This is a genomic window from Serratia sp. L9, from assembly GCF_050632285.1.
Taxonomy (GTDB): Bacteria; Pseudomonadota; Gammaproteobacteria; order Enterobacterales; family Enterobacteriaceae; genus Chania.
On sequence record NZ_CP192591.1, the window covers coordinates 1,138,395 to 1,156,981 of the forward strand.

At 52.9% G+C, this 18,587-nt stretch carries 15 protein-coding genes and 4 pseudogenes; 1 reads left to right on the forward strand and 18 read right to left on the reverse strand.

Annotation, left to right across the window (positions count from 1 at the left end; translation table 11 throughout):
- The first annotated feature begins 106 nt into the window (after positions 1-106).
- Positions 107-772: a 6-phosphogluconate phosphatase gene (yieH, locus tag ACQ86O_RS05320; RefSeq protein WP_431224409.1), complete on the forward strand. Its 666-nt coding sequence runs from the start codon at positions 107-109 to the stop codon at positions 770-772.
- Here yieH and ACQ86O_RS05325 read toward each other — a convergent pair.
- The 18 genes and pseudogenes from ACQ86O_RS05325 to atpB all read right to left on the reverse strand — a co-directional run bounded on the left by ACQ86O_RS05325 (position 728) and on the right by atpB (position 18,577).
- A pseudogene (locus ACQ86O_RS05325) lies at positions 728-1,482 on the reverse strand (amino acid ABC transporter permease). The gene yieH and the pseudogene ACQ86O_RS05325 overlap by 45 nt on opposite strands.
- A 1-nt stretch (position 1,483) precedes the next feature.
- Positions 1,484-2,197 carry an amino acid ABC transporter permease gene (locus ACQ86O_RS05330; RefSeq protein ID WP_431224410.1) on the reverse strand — a complete coding sequence of 238 codons (714 nt, stop codon included), beginning with the start codon at positions 2,195-2,197 and terminating at the stop codon, positions 1,484-1,486.
- 78 nt (positions 2,198-2,275) lie between these two features.
- A complete protein-coding gene (locus tag ACQ86O_RS05335) occupies positions 2,276-3,106 on the reverse strand; it encodes an ABC transporter substrate-binding protein (protein ID WP_431224411.1) in 831 nt (276 codons plus the stop codon).
- A gap of 168 nt (positions 3,107-3,274) precedes the next feature.
- Entirely contained in the window at positions 3,275-3,997 is a 723-nt protein-coding gene (phoU, locus tag ACQ86O_RS05340; RefSeq protein ID WP_431224412.1) for a phosphate signaling complex protein PhoU, read from the reverse strand.
- A gap of 12 nt (positions 3,998-4,009) precedes the next feature.
- Positions 4,010-4,780: a phosphate ABC transporter ATP-binding protein PstB gene (gene pstB / locus ACQ86O_RS05345; RefSeq protein WP_431225655.1), complete on the reverse strand. Its 771-nt coding sequence runs from the start codon at positions 4,778-4,780 to the stop codon at positions 4,010-4,012.
- A gap of 54 nt (positions 4,781-4,834) precedes the next feature.
- On the reverse strand, positions 4,835-5,725 hold the full coding sequence (pstA, locus tag ACQ86O_RS05350; protein WP_431224413.1) for a phosphate ABC transporter permease PstA: 891 nt from the start codon (positions 5,723-5,725) through the stop codon (positions 4,835-4,837).
- 1 nt (position 5,726) lies between these two features.
- Complete coding sequence (gene pstC / locus ACQ86O_RS05355; RefSeq protein WP_431224414.1) at positions 5,727-6,683, reverse strand: phosphate ABC transporter permease PstC; 957 nt, start codon at positions 6,681-6,683, stop codon at positions 5,727-5,729.
- Positions 6,684-6,775: 92 nt separating this feature from the next.
- A complete protein-coding gene (gene pstS, locus ACQ86O_RS05360) occupies positions 6,776-7,816 on the reverse strand; it encodes a phosphate ABC transporter substrate-binding protein PstS (RefSeq protein ID WP_431224415.1) in 1,041 nt (346 codons plus the stop codon).
- A 412-nt stretch (positions 7,817-8,228) separates the two neighbouring features.
- Positions 8,229-10,058 (reverse strand): glutamine--fructose-6-phosphate transaminase (isomerizing), encoded by a 1,830-nt coding sequence (glmS, locus tag ACQ86O_RS05365; protein WP_431224416.1) that lies wholly within the window; start codon positions 10,056-10,058, stop codon positions 8,229-8,231.
- A 215-nt stretch (positions 10,059-10,273) separates the two neighbouring features.
- Positions 10,274-11,643 (reverse strand): annotated as a pseudogene (gene glmU, locus ACQ86O_RS05370) (bifunctional UDP-N-acetylglucosamine diphosphorylase/glucosamine-1-phosphate N-acetyltransferase GlmU).
- Between the two features lie 294 nt (positions 11,644-11,937).
- Complete coding sequence (locus tag ACQ86O_RS05375) at positions 11,938-12,357, reverse strand: F0F1 ATP synthase subunit epsilon (RefSeq protein ID WP_004933814.1); 420 nt, start codon at positions 12,355-12,357, stop codon at positions 11,938-11,940.
- A 20-nt stretch (positions 12,358-12,377) separates the two neighbouring features.
- Positions 12,378-13,759: pseudogene (gene atpD, locus ACQ86O_RS05380) on the reverse strand (F0F1 ATP synthase subunit beta).
- 156 nt (positions 13,760-13,915) lie between these two features.
- Positions 13,916-14,779, reverse strand: a complete 864-nt coding sequence (gene atpG / locus ACQ86O_RS05385; RefSeq protein WP_431224417.1) for a F0F1 ATP synthase subunit gamma — start codon at positions 14,777-14,779, stop codon at positions 13,916-13,918.
- Positions 14,780-14,836: 57 nt separating this feature from the next.
- Entirely contained in the window at positions 14,837-16,378 is a 1,542-nt protein-coding gene (atpA, locus tag ACQ86O_RS05390) for a F0F1 ATP synthase subunit alpha (RefSeq protein WP_431224418.1), read from the reverse strand.
- 12 nt (positions 16,379-16,390) lie between these two features.
- The gene (atpH, locus tag ACQ86O_RS05395) at positions 16,391-16,924 is read right to left on the reverse strand and encodes a F0F1 ATP synthase subunit delta (protein WP_431224419.1); all 534 of its coding nucleotides are present in this window, start codon (positions 16,922-16,924) and stop codon (positions 16,391-16,393) included.
- 14 nt (positions 16,925-16,938) lie between these two features.
- Positions 16,939-17,408: pseudogene (gene atpF / locus ACQ86O_RS05400) on the reverse strand (F0F1 ATP synthase subunit B).
- Positions 17,409-17,466: 58 nt separating this feature from the next.
- Positions 17,467-17,706 (reverse strand): F0F1 ATP synthase subunit C, encoded by a 240-nt coding sequence (gene atpE, locus ACQ86O_RS05405; RefSeq protein WP_004093904.1) that lies wholly within the window; start codon positions 17,704-17,706, stop codon positions 17,467-17,469.
- A gap of 49 nt (positions 17,707-17,755) precedes the next feature.
- Positions 17,756-18,577: a F0F1 ATP synthase subunit A gene (atpB, locus tag ACQ86O_RS05410; protein WP_431224420.1), complete on the reverse strand. Its 822-nt coding sequence runs from the start codon at positions 18,575-18,577 to the stop codon at positions 17,756-17,758.
- Between the last annotated feature and the right edge of the window lie 10 nt (positions 18,578-18,587).

Sequence of the window (18,587 nt, forward strand, 5' to 3'; positions counted from 1 at the left end):
CTGTATTTATTGATATTCATCGTCGAACAGGGATTAAAGGGTCGCAATCCTGCACGATCCGGTTAAAGTGACAACAACGTTGACTTAACCGAGGGCGCTTACCCGAATGAATCAGGTTGAATGTGTTTTATTTGATTGTGACGGCACACTGGTAGACAGCGAAGTCCTGTGCAGCAAAGCGTATGTGCATATGTTTGCTCATTACGGCATCGAACTTTCGCTAGAAGAGGTCTTCAAAAAGTACAAAGGGGTAAAACTCTACGAAATCATCGAGCAGGTTAACGCCGAGCAAGGGATCAATTTACCCGCCAGTGAACTGGAACCGGTCTATCGCCAGGAAGTGGCGCGCCTGTTTGATGCTGAACTACAACCCATTGCAGGGGCGCGTGAGTTGCTGGCACAGATGAAAACCCCGATGTGCACCGTATCCAATGGCCCGGTGAGCAAAATGCAGCATTCGCTGGGGCTGACCGACATGCTGTCCTATTTTGATGACCGGTTGTTCAGCGGCTACGATATTCAACGTTGGAAACCCGATCCGGCGATCGTATTCCATGCCGCCGAGCAAATGCAGGTCCCCGTTGAGCGTTGCATTCTGGTGGACGATTCCGCAGCCGGTGCGCAAGCGGGAATTGCCGCCGGGATCCCGGTATTCTACTTCTGCGCCGATCCTCACAATAAGCCTATCGATCACCCACTGGTAACCATGTTTGACGATCTGGCACAGTTACCGGCGCTGTGGCAACAACGTGGCTGGCAACTTACCCGCTAACCACCCGCGCCAACTGCGTTTCAGCGCCTTGGCCTGCGGGCTGAAGCGCTGGTTCAACCCATTCGCCAGCACCTCCAGCGCCAGGCAAAAAATGAAATACACCAATGCCACAAACAGGAAAACTTCCATCGGGTAAACCATGCTGCGGTTGTTAACCTGTGTTGCCAGGAAGGTCAATTCACCCACTCCGACGATATACGCCAACGAAGTATCTTTGATCAGTGAGATCCATTGGTTGATAAACGAAGGTACCATCATGCGCAGCGCCTGCGGCAATACGATCATCCGCAATACCTGCCAACGGTTCAATCCGAGTGATAGCCCTGCCTGCCACTGCCCGGCACCGATTGCAATAATCCCCGCTTTTACCGCATGTGCCAGATAAGCCGAAGCGATCAGCGCCAATGCGCACACCACGGTGGTAATTTCTGGAATATCGACACCAAACACCATCGGTAGCAGGAAATAGGTCCAGAAAATCAACATAATTACCGGGATAGCGCGGAAAAACCCCAGCACCATTGCCAGCAGCCCAGCCCACACGCCACGAGACATCGCCAGCGCCACACCCAGCAACGTGCCTAAAATAGCCGAAACCACCCCGGCCATCAGGCTTATCGCCAACGTCAGGGCTGCGCCCCCAAAGGTCCATCAGGGAAAGTACCCCACAGCAGGTAGCCCAGGTTTTCCTGAATAACGGTAAAGTCCATCTTACTGTCCTCTCAGCGGTTTACGCTGTTGTCGCCACATGCCCCAGCCTTCCAGTAAGGCAATAATGGCGATATACAACACCGTCGCCACGCCAAATGCCTGGAAAGTACGCAGAGTTTCAGTCTCGACCTGGCGTGAAGCGTAGGACAGCTCCGCCAAGCCGATAGCCATGGTCAGCGAGGAGTTTTTAATCACGTTCATGTATTGGCCCAACAGGGGAGGGAAAGCAATTTTCAGCGCCTGGGGCAATATGACATAACGCATTGACTGCCAGCCGGTCAGCCCCAGCGCATTGGCCGCATGCTTTTGCCCACTGGCGACGCCGCGAATGCCCGAGCGGATCTCTTCGGCAATAAACGCCGTGGAATAAAGCGTCAGGCCCAAAAAGCCAGCGAGGAACTCAAAGGAGGGCCACGCAAGAAAACCTAACTGGTGGGGCGTATTCAGCCATTGCATGGCGAAAGAAGGCAATATCTGCCCGGCGGCGAAGTACCAGAAGAACAGTTGCACCAACAGGGGAGTATTGCGAAATAGCGAACTGTAAGCCACCGCCAGCCAACTCAAAGGGCGCAGTGTGCTGTCCCGCATGGCCGCCAGGCCGAATCCCAACAGCGTTGCCGCCAGCCCGGCACAGGCCGACAGCCATAACGTTATCAGGAAGCCATTCCATAGCCAGCCCAGATATTGCGGCGCCAGCAACCAGTCCAGATTCATGCTTTATCCTTCGATGACAGAATGCACCAAGGGCGCAGCATGCTGCGCCCTAAACTTACTATCTAACTACCCGCAGAATCAGGCTTTGGGTTGTTGATCCAACGGGCCGATTTTAAATTCACCACGCGGCTGAGCGGTTTTGGTTTCCGGGCCAAACCAGCGATCGTAAATCTTCACCGCATCGCCGTCTTGTTCCAGTTTGATCAAGGTGTCGTTGATGGTCGCCGTTAGGCGCTCTTCACCTTTGGGAATGCCAACCCCCTGATACTCTTTGGTGATACTGAACGGGGATATTTCAAAGTCGGCTTTCTGTGCGGCTGGCAGGTTACCCAGCAGACCAACCAGTTTGGCGTCATCCTGGGTAATGGCCTGAACGTTGCCGTTACGCAATGCGACAAAAGCCAGCGGCGTATCGTCGTAAGAAATCACTTTGGCGGTTGGGTAATGTTCACGCAGGGTAATTTCCTGCACCGTGCCTTTGTCTGCTCCGATGCGCAGCTTTTTGATATCTTCCGGCGTTTTCAGCACACCTTTATGGGCAATAAATTTCTGGCCGGTGGCGAAATACGGCACGCTGAAATTCACCGCTTTGGCCCGTTCATCGGTGATGGTGAAATTGGCGGCGATCAGATCAACCTTATTGGAAGCCAGCAAAGGAATACGGTTAGCGGGGTTGGTGGCGCGCAGTTCAACTTTGACACCCAACGCCTTGCCGATAGCATCAGCTACATCCACATCGTAGCCCACCAGCTTTTTACTTTGGGGATCAACATAGCCAAACGGCGGGTTGCTGTCGAACACCGCGATACGAACCACACCGGCTTTTTTAATGTCGTCAAGTTTGTCGGCATGTGCCGCGCCAGTGGCAAGGCTAGCTAACAACGTTAAGGCTAGAACGCGCTGATTCATAAAAGGCTCCCAAGTGATTGATGTTTTACTGGCTGCTAAGCTAGCAAGCCTCACTTAGGTCAGGAAATAATATAAAAAGCTATATTTATAACCTTTTTATCTTTACGGATTTTAGAAAGGATAAAGGTGCAGAAAACTGCACCTTCAGGAGATAAAACGTGGGGAGAATTACGCGTCTTTACCGTCTGCCAGCAATTTTTCCAGCGCGTCGCCGCCGATATGGCGGAAGTCCTGGCCTTTGACGAAATAGAAGATAAATTCGCAGATATTCTGGCAGCGATCGCCGATACGTTCGATCGAACGGGCGCAGAACAACGCGGTCAGCACACTTGGGATAGTGCGTGTGTCTTCCATCATGTAGGTCATCAACTGGCGGACAATGCCTTCATATTCCTGATCGACCTTTTTGTCTTCACGGTAAATACGGATCGCTTCATCCAGATCCATACGCGCAAAGGCATCCAGCACATCATGCAGCATCTGGACGGTATGGCGGCCCAGGGATTCCAGGCTGACCAACAGCGGTTGATGCTGATGCGAGAATTTCTCCAGCGCGGTGCGGCAGATTTTATCCGCCACGTCACCAATGCGTTCCAGTTCGGAAATGGTTTTGATTATCGCCATCACCAGACGCAGATCGCTGGCGGTCGGCTGGCGTTTGGCAATAATGCGCACGCAGGCTTCATCGATCGCCACTTCCATCATGTTGACCTTGGCATCACCTTCGATCACGCGCTTGGCCAGCTCACCGTCCTGGTTGTGCATCGCGGTGATGGCGTCGGTCAGTTGCTGTTCCACCAGCCCGCCCATGGTCAGCACCTGGGTGCGGATATGCTCAAGTTCTGCGTTGAACTGGCCGGAAATGTGTTTGTTTAAATTCAGATTATCCATGATGCATCCTAATCAACCATAACGGCCAGTAATGTAATCTTCAGTCTGCTTTTTCTGCGGTGCGGTGAACAGAGTGTCAGTATCACTGAACTCAATCAACTCACCCAGATACATAAATGCGGTGGTGTCAGAACAGCGCGCCGCCTGCTGCATATTGTGGGTAACGATCACCACGGTGTAGTCAGACTTAAGCTCGCTGATCAGCTCTTCAATCTTGCCGGTTGAAATGGGATCGAGCGCCGAGCATGGCTCATCCAGTAACAGCACCTCCGGGCGAATGGCTATGCCGCGGGCAATACACAGGCGCTGCTGCTGGCCACCGGAGAGGCTGTAACCGCTCTGGTGCAGCTTATCCTTGGTTTCATTCCACAGTGCCGCCTTACTCAGCGCCCACTGAACGCGTTCATCCATATCCGCCCGTGACAACTTCTCGAACAGGCGCACGCCAAAGGCAATGTTATCGTAAATCGACATCGGGAACGGCGTTGGCTTTTGGAACACCATGCCCACCTTGGCGCGCAGCAAAGCGATATCCTGGTTGTCGGTCAGGATATTTTGCCCATCGAGCAGGATCCCGCCCTCGGCACGCTGTTCCGGATATAACTGGTACATCTTGTTGAAAGTACGCAGCAAAGTCGATTTACCGCAGCCGGAAGGGCCGATAAACGCGGTAACCTTGTTCTTGGCGATATCCAGCGTAATGTTTTTCAGCGCATGGAATTTGCCATAGTAAAAGTTCAGATCGCGTACCTGAATTTTGCTGCTGGAAGCGTCAGTAACCATACTCATCAAGACTTCTCTCTTTTCACAGCGCCAGCCTGGCTGGCGCTTAAATTTTTATGAATGCTTTTTCTTGGCGAAAATCACACGCGCCAGGATATTCAGTAACAGGACGCACAGGGTGATCAACAGCACCCCAGCCCAGGCCAACTGTTGCCATTCGGCAAACGGGCTCATGGCGAATTTGAAAATGGTGACCGGCAGGTTGGCGATCGGCTGCATCAGGTTGGTGCTCCAGAACTGATTAGACAGTGAGGTAAACAGCAACGGGGCAGTTTCACCGGCAATACGCGCAATCGCCAGCAGCACACCGGTAATAATGCCGGACACGGAAGCTTTCAAAGTGATGGCAGAAATCATGCGCCATTTCGGTGTCCCCAACGCATAGGCCGCTTCTCGCAGCGTATCCGGCACCAGTTTGAGCATGTTCTCGGTGGTACGGATCACAATCGGGATCTGTAACAAGGCCAGCGCAATAATCCCCGCCCACCCGGAGAAGTGTTGCATTTTCGCCACCACCACGGTGTAGACGAACAGGCCCACAACGATCGACGGTGCGGATAACAGAATGTCGTTAATAAAGCGGGTTACTTCTGCCAGCCAGGATTTACGGCCATATTCCGCCAGATAAATCCCCGCCATAATGCCTAGCGGAGTCCCGAAGATGGTGGCCCACAGGATCAACAGGCCACTACCGGCAATGGCGTTAGCCAAACCGCCACCCGCAGTATTCGGCGGTGGCGTCATTTCGGTGAACAACGCCAGCGACATGCCATCAATACCTTTGGTGATGGTGGAAAACAGGATCCACACCAGCCAAAACAGGCCGAAGATCATGGTCGCCATTGACAAGAACAGGGCAATACGGTTTTTCTGGCGGCGCCAGGCCTGCATTTTGCGGCGGCTTTCGGCCAGTTCTACAGGGTTTTGCATATCCATCGTCGCCACGTTAGCGCCCCTCATTCTTGGCCAGGCGCATAACCATCAATTTCGACAGTGCCAGGACGATAAAGGTGATAACAAACAGAATCAGCCCCAACTGCATCAGCGCAGAAGTATGCAGCCCAGATTCCGCCTCAGCGAATTCGTTGGCCAGTGCCGAGGTGATACTGTTACCCGGCATAAACAGAGAGAAACTGTCGAGCTGGTAGGTGTTACCGATAATGAAGGTTACCGCCATGGTTTCCCCCAGAGCACGGCCCAAACCAAGCATCACGCCGCCAATCACCCCATTTTTGGTGAACGGCAACACGATGCGCCAGATGACTTCCCAGGTGGTGCAGCCAATGCCGTAGGCCGACTCTTTCATCATCACCGGGGTTTGTTCAAACACATCGCGCATTACCGCAGCGATGTAAGGAATAATCATGATGGCCAGGATCACCCCGGCGGCCAGAATGCCGATACCAAAAGCCGGGCCAGAGAACAGCTCACCAACAATCGGGATACCGGACATCACATCCCCCAGCGGGGTCTGGAAATATTGAGCGAACAACGGGGCAAACACGAACAGGCCCCACATGCCGTAAACGATACTTGGGATCGCAGCCAACAGTTCGATGGCAATGCCCAGCGGGCGTTTGAGCCAGTTGGGAGCCAGTTCAGTCAGGAACAGCGCGATGCCAAAACTGACCGGAACAGCAATGATCAGCGCAATCAGTGAGGTCACTACCGTGCCGTAGATCGGGACCAGGGCACCAAATTGTTCCGCAGGCGCATCCCATTCTTTAGTCCACAGGAAAGCGAACCCGAACTTCTGCATGCTTGGCCAGGAGGCAATAATCAGCGAAACAATAATACCGCCCAGCAATAATAAGGTAATCAGCGCCGCCAGTTTTACCAGCGCGCTGAAGATGATGTCACCGTTTTTACCCGGTGCTTTAATGGTCGGCTTGTACTCAGCCATAGATTACTCTTCTGTTAAAGCTTGGAGGGCTCAGCGAACTGAGCCCTGACACATCAGGCTGAGGCGCGATATTTCGCACCCCCTGCGTTCTCTTAGAACAGTGCGTTACCGGAGCTGTCTTTGATATTGGTCTTCCAGGCAGCACGGATTTGCTCAACCACTTCAGCAGGCAACGGGGCATAATCCAGTTCGCTGGCTTGCTTGGCACCGGTCTTGTAAGCCCAGTCAAAGAACTTCAGCACTTCTGCGCCCTGCTCAGGCTTCTTCTGCTCTTTGTGTAACAGGATGAAGGTGGTAGAACTGATTGGCCAAACGTTGTCGCCTTTCTGGTTGGTCAGATCCTGAGCGAAGGTTTTGCTCCAGTCCGCACCTTTAGCGGCGGCGCTGAAGCTCTCTTCTGTTGGACTCACCGGTTTGCCATCGGCAGATACAAGTTTAGTGTAGGCCAGATTGTTCTGCTTGGCGTAAGCGTATTCCACGTAGCCGATTGAACCAGGCAGGCGCTGGACGAAGGCGGCGATGCCGTCGTTGCCTTTGCCGCCCAGGCCGGTTGGCCAGTTAACGGTAGAGCCCGCACCAATTTTCTCTTTCCACTGCGCGTTGGCTTTGGACAGATAGCTGGTGAAGACGAAAGAGGTACCTGAACCGTCAGCACGGCGTACCACAGCGATATTCTGATCCGGCAGCTTAACGCCAGGGTTCAGTTTAACGATCGCCGGGTCATTCCATTTTTTGATATTACCCAGGTAGATGTCACCCAGGGTTTGACCATCCAGAGTCAGTTCGCCGGATTTGATGCCCGGAATGTTCACGGCCAGCACCACGCCACCAATCACGGTAGGGAACTGGAACAGGCCGTCAGCAGCCAGTTTGTCATCAGACAACGGGGCGTCGGAAGCACCAAAGTCAACGGTGTTGGCAATAATCTGCTTCACACCACCAGAAGAACCGATCCCCTGGTAGTTAACTTTGTTGCCGGTTTCTTTCTGATAAGAATCTGCCCACTTGGCATAAACCGGAGCGGGGAATGTCGCACCTGCACCGGTCAGGCTAGCAGCAGCGAACGCAGACACAGAGGCCAGGGAGAAAGTCGCTGCCACAATACTGGCGACGGTGGTACGCATCAGTTTCATAATCCCTCCTAATGGGATATTTAAAAATCGACTTTGAGTCGTTTTCATCAGAGTAAGTATTGTTGCAGGAGGGAAAATAGGACAGTTTGGTGACAATAAAATGTACGAAATATGACATTTATATGACAGCGGCGAATTCTCCCCTGCGAAGCCTGGCCTAATAGCCGATACGATCGCCAAAACACCCGCTATTGAGGTTCAGAGGCAGATATGGTGTTTGGATGGAAGACAACAGACAATACCAAGATTGGAGCCATAGCAGGTAGTTAACACCTTCCAGACGCTTCGCCTCGGACAGAAAGCCAAGTAGCCCCCGTAGCGATCAAGCCTACTCGGTTGGGTTGGAAGTGGAGATCAGATTCTGATGATGTTTCTCCCCCAATCTGGACTGAGGGGAGAAACCTTAACGCAGTTATTCTACGGTAACAGACTTCGCCAGGTTGCGTGGCTGATCCACGTCGGTGCCTTTGATCAGCGCCACGTAGTAAGACAACAGTTGCAACGGCACGGTGTAGAAGATAGGTGCAACAATCTCTTCAACGTGTGGCAATGGAATGATAGTCATACCTTCGCTGCTGGTGAAACCGGCATCCTGATCGGCAAACACATACAGCTGGCCGCCACGCGCACGCACTTCTTCGATGTTGGACTTCAGTTTTTCCAACAGTTCGTTGTTTGGCGCAACCACAATCACCGGCATATCCGCATCGATCAATGCCAACGGGCCATGCTTGAGCTCACCGGCAGCATAAGCTTCCGCATGAATATAGGAAATCTCTTTGAGCTTCAGCGCCCCTTCCATGGCAATTGGGTACTGATCGCCACGGCCAAGGAACAGCGCATGGTGCTTGTCAGAGAAACCTTCCGCCAGCGCTTCAATGCTCTTATCCAGCGACAGCATCTGCTCGATACGTGCAGGTAACGCCTGCAAGCCATGCACGATGTCATGCTCAACGCTCTCCGCCATCCCTTTCAGACGGCCAAGACGAGCCACCAGCATCAACAACACGGCAAGCTGAGTAGTAAAGGCTTTGGTGGATGCCACACCAATTTCGGTACCGGCTTTGGTCATCAGCGCCAGGTCCGATTCACGCACCAGCGAAGAACCCGCCACGTTACATACGGCTAATGAACCCAGATAACCCAGTTCTTTGGACAGGCGCAGCGCCGCCAGCGTATCGGCGGTTTCGCCGGACTGAGACAAGGTGATGATCAGGCTGCCTGGGCGCACCGCAGATTTGCGGTAACGGAATTCAGAGGCGATCTCAACATCACAAGGTACACCGGCCAGAGATTCGAACCAGTAACGCGCAACCATTCCTGAGTGGTACGAAGTCCCGCAGGCGATGATTTGTACGTGCTGAACTTTTGCCAGAATGTCGTCTGCACGCGGGCCCAGCTCGGTCAGGTTAATCTGACCATGGCTGAAACGCCCTTCCAGAGTGTTTTTCAGCGCCATTGGCTGCTCGAAAATCTCTTTCTGCATGTAGTGACGGTATGCGCCCTTGTCACCAGCGTCGTATTGCACCTGAGATTCAATTTCTGGGCGGTCAATCGCATTACCCTGCTTGTCAAAAATGCTGACAGAACGGCGAGTAACTTCTACCACATCGCCTTCTTCCAGGAAGATAAAGCGGCGGGTGACCGGCAGCAAAGCCAACTGGTCGGAGGCGATAAAGTTTTCACCCACGCCACGGCCAATCACCAGCGGGCTACCGGAACGGGCAGCAACCAAAACGCTAGGATCGCGGCTGTCCATTACAACGGTGCCATAAGCGCCACGCAACTGCGGGATCACACGTTGAACCACTTCCAGCAGAGTACCGCCTTGTTTTTGCTCCCAATGCACCAAGTGAGCAATAACTTCGGTATCGGTTTCTGAGCTGAAGTGGTAACCGCGTTCCATCAGCAATTCACGCAGCGGCTCGTGGTTTTCGATAATACCGTTATGCACTACGGTGATGTAATCTGAAACATGGGGATGCGCATTCGCTTCGGTAGGTTCACCGTGCGTTGCCCAACGCGTGTGCGCAATACCGGTTCCACCGTGCAAAGCATGTTGCTCTGCGGCTTCGACCAGTTTTTGTACCTTACCCACACGACGCAAACGGCTGACATTACCTGCGCCATCAACCACGGCAAGGCCCGCTGAGTCATAGCCGCGATATTCCAGACGGCGTAAACCTTCCAACAGGATTTCAGCAATATCACGTTGCGCTACTGCGCCTACAATTCCACACATTTGTTGTATTCCTAATTAAACGCCTTTCGGGGCGCTTTCGATGCCTCGACCTGATTTTTGCCGGTTTTACCGTGCTTCCCCGAGCCTGTAGACGGTGGGGATTATTATGTTTTGCTCTGTACTCTTTGACGAAAGCACAGAGCAAAACAGAGGTGAGAAGCTATATGTTCCTTCTCACCTCAACCCTCTGCCAAAAGAGAGGGAGTATAAATCTGTTACTTTTTCTTGGTTGGGCGTTGCCAGCCTTGAATATGTACCTGCTTCACGCGGCTCAGCACCAGTTCATCATCTGCAATATTGTGGGTGACGGTAGTACCCGCAGCGATAGTCGCTCCCTTACCCACTGAGACTGGGGCAACCAACTGAGTATCCGAACCAACAAACACCCCGTCGCCGATAATGGTTTTATGCTTATTGGCACCGTCATAGTTACAGGTGATAGTGCCAGCGCCGATATTCACATCGTCACCAATCTCGGCATCACCCAGATAGCTCAGGTGACCGGCTTTGGAGCCTTTGCCCAGACGCGCTTTTTTGATTTCTACAAAGTTGCCGACATGTGCGCCTTCAGCCAGTTCGGCACCTGGGCGCAGACGGGCAAACGGACCCACTGTGCAACCCGCTTCCAGCACCGCATCTTCCAGCACGCTATACGGGCTGATTTCGCAATCGTCGCCGATCACACAGTTTTTCAGTACACAGCCAGCGCCAATTTTTACTCGATCGCCCAACGTGACCTTACCTTCGACGATCACGTTGGTATCAATGGAAATATCACGACCGTGTTCCAGCTCGCCACGCAGATCAAAACGTGCGGGATCGAGCAGCATGACCCCCGCCAACAGCAGTTTTTCTGCCTGCTCGGCTTGATAGACGCGTTCCAGTTGCGACAGTTGTAAGCGGTTGTTGACGCCTTCAACTTCGCTCAGGCGCGAAGGATGCACCGCTTCAATCTTCTTACCGTCAGCATGAGCCAAGGCAATGATATCGGTGATATAGAACTCACCCTGCGCATTGTTGTTGTTCAACATCCCTAGCCAGCGCTTCAGATCGCGCCCATTGGCGACCAGAATGCCGGTATTGATTTCATTAATCTGGCGTTGCTCATCGCTGGCATCTTTATGCTCGACAATGCCTACAATTCCGCCGTTTTCACGCACAATGCGGCCATAGCCACTCGGATCTTGTAATTTCACCGTCAGCAGGCCAATGCCCCCTGCGGTTTTGCCGCCAGCAACCGGGTCAGCGTTTCGACGGCTATCAATGGCACATCGCCATATAACATCAGCACGTCTTCATCATCTGCAAAATAGGGAGCCGCCTGTTGCATCGCATGGCCAGTCCCCAACTGCTCCGCCTGCAATACCCAGTTTAGCGCATCGTTCTTCAGCGTGTTTTTCAGCAACTCACCGCCGTGGCCATAGACCAGGTGAACGTTTTTAGCCCCCAGCTTCATGGCAGCATCAATGACGTGCTGCACCATTGGCTTACCCGCCAGCGGATGTAACACCTTGGGAAGATCGGAATACATGCGTGTTCCCTTGCCCGCGGCGAGGATAACCACGCTCATTGCGCTGTTAGACATAAGCAACCTGATAACTCCATTTTGATGGACGAAAGTAAAACCGTTTGCAGACGGAATTACTACATATTTCTCTACACGAATCCAGTACAAGCCGCGTGGCTCAAGGCGTGCCAATAACCGGAGCATTCCTATTCAGCCACCGAAAAAACTGTCGGCGATCGGAGACGTTTTAAATCATGAGTGGCACCAATACAGCACAATGCCAGCCCGGTTGAAACGCTTATTTTAAAGCAAAAAAAGCGACCCACAGGGGCCGCTTTCTTATTTCCACACGCTAAGTGCCACGCGAGGAAATTACATCGCTTTTCTGGTGAGCTCGATAACGCGCAATTTCGCGATCGCTTTCGCCAGTTCAGCGGATGCCTGGGCATAGTCGACATCGCCATGAGAGCTACGGATGTGCTCTTCAGCTTTACGCTTGGCTTCCAGCGCTCTCGCTTCGTCGAGGTCCGTTCCACGGATGGCAGTGTCCGCCAGCACGGTTACCACGCTCGGCTGTACCTCAAGGATACCGCCGGACAGGTAGATGAACTCTTCTTCACCATGCTGTTTAACAATACGCACCATGCCAGGCTTGATGGCAGTCAGCAGCGGCGCATGGCCAGGGAAGATCCCCAGTTCGCCTTCGCTGCCTGTCACCTGGATCTTCTGTACCAGGCCGGAAAACATCTGTTTTTCCGCGCTGACAACATCCAGATGGTAAGTCATAGCCATATCACCCTCCTCTCAAGGCGTTACAGTTTCTTGGCTTTTTCCACTGCTTCTTCAATGGTGCCAACCATGTAGAACGCCTGCTCCGGCAGGTGGTCATAGTCGCCGTCCATAATGCCTTTGAAACCACGGATGGTATCTTTCAGCGATACGAACTTGCCCGGAGAACCGGTGAAGACTTCGGCCACGAAGAACGGCTGAGACAGGAAACGTTGGATTTTACGCGCACGGGATACCACCAGCTTGTCGTCTTCTGACAGCTCGTCCATACCCAGGATTGCGATGATATCTTTCAGTTCCTGATAGCGTTGCAAAATAGACTGCACGCCACGCGCTACGTCGTAGTGCTCCTGGCCAACCACCAACGGATCCAATTGACGGCTGGTGGAATCCAGCGGGTCAACGGCCGGGTAGATACCCAGAGAAGCGATGTTACGGCTCAGTACCACGGTTGCGTCCAAGTGCGCAAAGGTGGTGGCTGGTGACGGGTCAGTCAAGTCATCCGCAGGAACGTAAACGGCCTGAACGGAAGTGATAGAACCTGTCTTGGTCGAGGTGATACGTTCTTGCAGAACGCCCATCTCTTCCGCCAGCGTTGGCTGGTAACCTACCGCCGATGGCATACGGCCCAGAAGTGCAGACACTTCGGTACCGGCCAGGGTATAACGGTAGATGTTATCCACGAACAGCAGAACGTCACGACCTTCGTCACGGAATTTCTCAGCCATGGTCAGACCGGTCAGCGCAACGCGCAGACGGTTACCTGGTGGCTCGTTCATCTGGCCGTAAACCAGGGAAACTTTGTCCAGTACGTTGGAGTCGGTCATTTCGTGGTAGAAGTCATTACCCTCACGAGTACGTTCACCCACGCCCGCAAACACTGAATAACCGGAGTGCTCGATCGCAATGTTACGTATCAGCTCCATCATGTTTACGGTTTTACCTACACCAGCACCACCGAACAGACCTACTTTACCCCCTTGGCGAACGGGCAGATCAGGTCCATTACCTTGATACCGGTTTCCAGCAGATCCTGGGAGCTGGACAGTTCTTCGTAGCTTGGCGCCGGGCGGTGGATTGCCCAACGTTCTTCTTCGCCGATGTCACCTTTCATGTCGATTGGTTGACCCAATACGTTCATGATACGGCCCAGGGTAGCTTTACCTACCGGGACTTCAATTGGGTGTTGCAGGTTGGTCACTTTCAGACCGCGACGCAGACCGTCTGAGGTCCCCATTGCGATACAGCGAACCACGCCGCCACCCAGCTGTTGCTGAACTTCGAGCACCAGTTTTTCGGTGCCGTTTTCAACCTCAAGAGCGTCGTACACTTTTGGTACGGCATCCTGAGGGAACTCGACGTCCACCACGGCGCCGATTACCTGGATAATCTTTCCAGTAGCCATCTTGAATCCTCTACGTAATTCGTTTACCCGGCATATTTCACATTGCTGGTGCGTTGACTGCCTTCTCTCACCCCAGTTGCTTACTTCAGTCAGCGCCTGGGGACTCGCTCAGTTGTCGCCTTCCCGCAATCTGAACTATTTAGGGTAATAACCTGGTTAAACCGCGGAGGCTCCCGAAACGATCTCGGTGAGTTCCTGAGTGATGCTGGCCTGACGCGCCTTGTTGTATACCAACTGCAGCTCTTTGATCAGGCTACCGCCGTTATCGGTTGCGGCTTTCATCGCGACCATTCGTGCGGCCTGCTCGCTGGCCAGGTTTTCCACGACGCCCTGATAAACCTGCGATTCCACATAGCGGCGCAGCAAGGTATCAAGCAGCACTTTAGGATCGGGTTCATACAGGTAATCCCAGGATTTTTTCTTCAGTTCACTGTCATCAGAAGGTGGCAATGGCAGAAGTTGCAGTAACTGCGGTTCTTGGGACATCGTATTAACAAATTTGTTGCTGACGATGTACAGCTTGTCTAAACGACCTTCGTCGTAGGCTTGCAGCATCACTTTCACCGGCCCGATCAGATCCGACAGGGAAGGGTTATCCCCCATGCCGGTCACTTGAGCAACTACGTTGCCGCCCACGGAACCAAAGAAAGAGGCCGCTTTTGAGCCAATCAACGCCAAATCAGCTTCGACGCCTTTTTCAGACCAGCGTTTCATCTCTGCCAACAGCTTCTTGAACAGGTTGATGTTCAAGCCGCCGCAGAGACCACGGTCAGTAGACACCACCAGATACCCGACGCGCTTGACATCACGCTCATCCAGGTACGGGTGCTTATATTCCAGATTACCTAGCGCCAGGTGACCAATCACCTCACGCATAGTCTCTGCATAAGGACGGCTGGCCGCCATGCGTTCCTGCGATCTACGCATTTTGGAGGCGGCGACCATCTCCATCGCTTTAGTGATCTTCTGCGTGTTTTGCACGCTGCCGATCTTACTACGTATCTCTTTTGCGCCGGCCATCTCTGCTTCTCCTCATTGCCAGCGGCCTGCCGTCTTTCAACGTCAGGCCACTATGCGTTACCAGGACTGGGTTGCCTTGAAGCTATCGAGGATGCCTTTCAGCTTGCCTTCGATCTCATCGTTATAAGCGCCAGTTTGGTTGATGTGGTTCAGCAGTTCGGCATGCTCGCGATCCGCATAAGCAACCAGAGCGGCTTCGAAGCTCACGACTTTCGCGACTTCAACGTCGTTCAGGTAGCCACGCTCGGCGGCAAACAGCACCAGAGACTGTTGTGCGACAGACATCGGCGCATACTGTTTCTGCTTCAGCAGTTCGGTCACTTTCTGACCGTGGCTCAGCTGTTTGCGGGTCGCATCGTCCAGATCGGAAGCGAACTGAGAGAACGCAGCCAGTTCACGATACTGTGCCAACGCGGTACGAATACCACCAGACAGTTTTTTCATGATCTTGGTCTGTGCTGCACCACCCACACGGGATACGGAAATCCCTGGGTTAACCGCCGGACGGATACCGGAGTTAAACAGGTTGGATTCCAGGAAGATCTGGCCATCGGTAATCGAGATTACGTTGGTCGGAACGAACGCGGAAACGTCACCAGCCTGGGTTTCAATGATCGGCAGAGCGGTCAGTGAACCGGTTTTCCCAGTAACTTCACCTTTGGTGAAGGCTTCAACGTACTCGGCGTTAACACGCGCAGCACGCTCCAGCAAACGGGAGTGGAGATAGAATACGTCGCCTGGGTAAGCTTCACGGCCTGGTGGACGACGAAGCAGCAGGGAAATCTGACGGTAAGCAACGGCCTGTTTGGACAGGTCATCATAAACAATCAGCGCATCTTCACCACGGTCACGGAAGTATTCGCCCATTGCGCAACCGGCATAGGGGGCCAGGTATTGCAGTGCTGCGGATTCAGACGCGGTAGCCACAACCACGATGGTGTTAGCCAGTGCACCGTGCTCTTCCAGCTTGCGCACCACGTTAGCAATGGTGGACGCTTTCTGGCCGATAGCCACGTAAACACATTTGATGCCGGAATCGCGCTGGTTGATGATCGCATCGATCGCCAGTGCAGTTTTACCCGTCTGACGGTCACCGATCACCAGCTCACGCTGGCCACGGCCGATTGGGATCATGGCGTCGACCGATTTGTAACCGGTCTGTACAGGCTGATCGACAGACTGACGTTCGATAACGCCAGGTGCGATGGTTTCAACCGGAGAGAAACCGTCATGTTCAACCGGGCCTTTACCATCGATAGGTGCGCCCAGGGTGTTGACCACGCGGCCCAGCAGGCCACGGCCAACCGGAACTTCCAGAATACGGCCAGTACATTTAACCTTCAGGCCTTCGGCCAGATCCGCGTACGGACCCATTACCACAGCACCTACAGAGTCGCGCTCCAGGTTTAATGCGATTGCATAACGGTTGCCTGGCAGTGCGATCATTTCGCCCTGCATTACGTCGGCCAGACCGTGTACGCGGATGATCCCGTCACTGACGGAAACGATAGTACCTTCATTGTGAGCTTCGCTCACCACATTGAACTGAGCAATGCGCTGCTTGATCAGTTCGCTGATTTCGGTGGAATTCAGTTGCATGCTCCAGTCCCCTTAAGACTGCAAGACGTCTGCCAGGCGTTCTAGACGACCGCGAACGCTGCCATCAATCACCATATCACCAGCGCGGATAATTACGCCGGCCAGTACAGACTTGTCAATTTTGCAATTCAGCTTAACTTTGCGTGACAGACGTTTTTCCATCGCAGCAGCAATTTTGGTCTGCTGTTCATCGCTCAGTGCGCTCGAAGAGAGCACGTCGACTTCGACGGTGGATTCCAGCGCGGCACGCAGTTCGATGAACTGTTGCAGTACCGCAGGAAGAACCAGTAAGCGTCCATTTTCGGCCATTACGCGGATAAAGTTCTGGCCATGTTCGTCGAGCTCATCGCCACATACCGCAATAAACGTGTTGGACAATGTTTCTGGTGCGACTGCACCGGAAAGCATCTCCGCCATCTGTTCGTTGCGGGTGACAACAGCAGCAAACGCCAGCATTTGCTGCCAGCGCTCTACGCTTTGGTTCTCAACGGCAAAGTCAAAAGCTGCTTTGGCGTAGGGGCGAGCTACAGTTACAAATTCAGACATCAGCCCCTCCCTCCTTACAGTTCAGCGACCAGTTTATCAACGATGTCGCTGTTAGCAGCTTCATCCACGGAACGTTCGATGATCTTCTCGGCGCCGGCAATCGCCAGCATCGCGACTTGCTTACGCAACTCTTCACGAGCGCGTTTACGTTCGGCTTCGATCTCAGCCTGAGCCTGTGCCACGATTTTGCTACGTTCCTGCTCGGCTTCCGCTTTCGCTTCGTCCACGATCTGAGCTTTGCGTTTGTTTGCTTGCTCGATGATCATCTGAGCTTCCGCTTTGGCAGTTTTCAGCTGGTCGGTCGCATTAGCTTGCGCTAAGTCCAAATCTTTTTGGCACGCTCTGCAGAAGCGAGGCCATCAGCAATTTCTTTCTGACGCTTCTCGATGGCAGCCATAATCGGCGGCCATACATACTTCATACAGAACCAGACAAACAGGACAAACGCGATAGCCTGGCCGAGGATTGTTGCGTTAAGATTCACAGCACAATGCCTCTATAAAAGTTAATAATGTGGTTTGTTTGCAGAGTGCGAACTCTACTTACGCGACAGCAAACATCACGTACAGACCCAGACCAACAGCGATCATCGGGATGGCGTCAACCAGGCCCATAACGATAAAGAACTGTGTACGCAGCAGAGGAATCAGATCAGGCTGACGTGCTGCGCCTTCCAAGAATTTACCACCCAGGATGCCGATACCGATCGCAGCACCGATTGCCGCTAAACCCATCATCACAGCGGCAGCCATGTACAGCAGATCCATACTCAGGTTTTCCATGACAGTCTCCAGTTTGTTTCAGTTATAAAGTGCAAGTGTTTTAAGAAAATCAGTGCTCTTCAGATGCCATCGACAGATAGACAATCGTCAGAACCATGAAAATAAAGGCTTGAAGCGTAATAATCAGGATGTGGAAAATGGCCCAAGGCACATTAAGAAGCCACTGTGACCACCACGGCAACAGGCCGGCAATCAGGATGAAGATCAACTCACCCGCATACATGTTGCCGAACAGTCGCAGACCCAGAGAAACAGGTTTGGACAGCAGGCTGACACCTTCAAGAATCAGGTTGATTGGAATAAATACCGGGTGGTTGAACGGCTGCATGGTTAACTCTTTAACAAACCCACCAACACCTTTCATTTTGATGCTATAGAACAGGATCAGGACAAACACGCCCAACGCCATCGACAACGTAATACTGACATCGGCAGTGGGTACCACACGTAGCGCAGGCAAACCAAAGACATGTTCACCAATGAGTGGCAGTAAATCGATTGGCAACAGATCCATCATGTTCATCAGGAATACCCAGACAAACACGGTCAGTGCCAGCGGAGCAATCACTTTGCTCTTGCCGTGATACATATCACGCACGCTGCTGTCGACGAAACCCATGATAAGTTCGACGGCAGTTTGAAGTTTCCCCGGAACACCGCTGGTTACTGTTTTCGCTACTCTCCTGAAAATAAACAGGAAAACAACCCCCAACAAAACAGAGAAGAACAATGAGTCAATGTTCAACGTCCAGAATGTCGGGTTACCAGAGTGTGGTTCAACTAACTGAAAAGTACGCAGATCCAACTGAAGGTTATTCAGATGGTGGCTGATATAGTCCTTTGCAGTCCCATTTTCTCCAGATGCAGACATGATGCCTCTT